The sequence below is a fragment of the Psychrobacter sp. 1U2 genome (genome assembly GCF_051847575.1).
The window spans coordinates 1-1782 of sequence record NZ_JBPYDC010000110.1; the positions used below are offsets into that span (position 1 = coordinate 1).

At 42.5% G+C, this 1782-nt stretch carries 1 protein-coding gene; it reads right to left on the bottom strand.

Annotated elements, in window-relative coordinates; all coding sequences use genetic code 11:
• Positions 1–115: 115 nt before the first annotated feature.
• Positions 116–1782 (bottom strand): type I restriction enzyme subunit R domain-containing protein (locus tag ACS8FD_RS13585; RefSeq protein ID WP_439276268.1); only part of this gene is annotated, 1667 nt, incomplete at its 5' end.

Below are 1782 nucleotides of genomic sequence, written 5' to 3' on the forward strand. Positions count from 1 at the left end.
CTGGATGTACTTTAATAACAACTTTACGAGGTTTACTTTTTGCGTCTTTACGCACTACTTCATAATGGATTTTATTGTCACCATAATAAAAATCGCCATTCTCAGTCATTGCTTACTACCCTCTTGCTGCTCGTGGGCTACTTGTCTCTTTCGTGCTTTTTGCTTCTCTCGATAGCCCAAGCCGGGTAATCTTTAGCACTTCCTCAATGAGCTGTTGCGCTTTATCGATACCCAAATCCATAAATAACATTGGCAGCAATTTGACACTAATAGCATTTTCGATCTCTGCTGGATTAATAGAATACTCAGCCACGGCTGTCTTAACAATCTTATCAATCTCAAAGGCATAAGCGACCAGCTTGTCATTATCTAGCTCTTTATCCGCTAAGAAATCAGCCTCAAATAAGTGCTTAAACAAACCAAAATACGCCTGTGCATGTTTGTTTAATTTACCGTTATCATCGACAAAGTCATTCGGCACATCAGCGACATCACGGTCTTTGACAGCTTGCTCAAAGTCAGCAAACATCATGTACTGCTTCACTGGCGCATCGAACATTGCCTTGGCATCCGCAATCGCTTGCTTAAGCAATTTAGAAAAATACTCTTGGGCATAAGGGTCATCAGCCAAATCTTGTTCAATCATCTTGGTCACCCGACCAGTGATTTTATCCGTTTGGTTGCGGGCTTCATCATCGCTTAATTCTTCAGGCTTAACATCCTTACCTAGGTTGCCAACCAAATAAGCACCTTTTGCCTCACGAACTTCAAGCCCTGCGATATGCTTATCAAGTAAGTTGCGAATATCAGCTTCATACTCATCATAGTCGATGGTTTCATCAGCGTCTTCGCGCACTTGCTTACGTAGATTGATAAAGGCTTTTAGATCGGCTTTGTAGCGATCACGCTTGCAATCGAATGATTTGTCTTCAAAGAAAGACGCTGATTGCAGCGCAATTTTCATGGCGTTAGAAAATGTGGTCAAAGCTGCATAAAAGTCGTCACGTTCTTTGAGCTTAGTATCGACTACTCTGCCCTCTATTTCCTGCATCTTTGGTGCAAGCACCTGCCTTAACGCTTGTCCGTCTTGTTTATTTTTTACCGATGAGAAAATAGCCCATAGCTCGCTATGTAGTCTGGGTAGCTGCTTGTACTCAGTATCCATCGCGTTATATAGACCTTTAAGGTCTTCGATATCAAAACCACCTTGCGTACGATCGGCTAAGTCTTGGTATTTCTCAATGGTGATATCCAGCTCTTTTAAGATGCCGCGATAATCAATCAGATAACCAAAACGCTTCTTCTCATGCAAGCGGTTTACCCGTGCAATCGCCTGAATGAGGTTGTGCTGCTTTAAGGGCTTATCAATATACAGCACGGTGTTTTTTGGCTCATCAAATCCCGTTAATAGCTTATCAACGACAATCATAATGTCAGGACCATCATCTTGACTAAAGGCTTCTATGATAGCTTTCGTATAGGCTTTTTCATCACCGCCATACTCATTAGCGACATTGGCTTGCCACCAGTTCTGAACGATGTCTTTTGATTCGCCATCGACGGTATCATGCCCTTCACGGGTATCAGGTGGTGACATGGCAACCACTGAGGTCACTTTGCCAATCTTGTCTAACGCCATTTTATAACGGATAGCTGAGGCTTTAGAATCACAAGCCAACTGGCCTTTTAGATGCTGCTGTTTAAAGTTTTGGAAGTGGTCAGAGATATCATGAGCGATAAGCTCAATACGACCCTCAGTTTGGTAAATTTGACCTTTTTGGG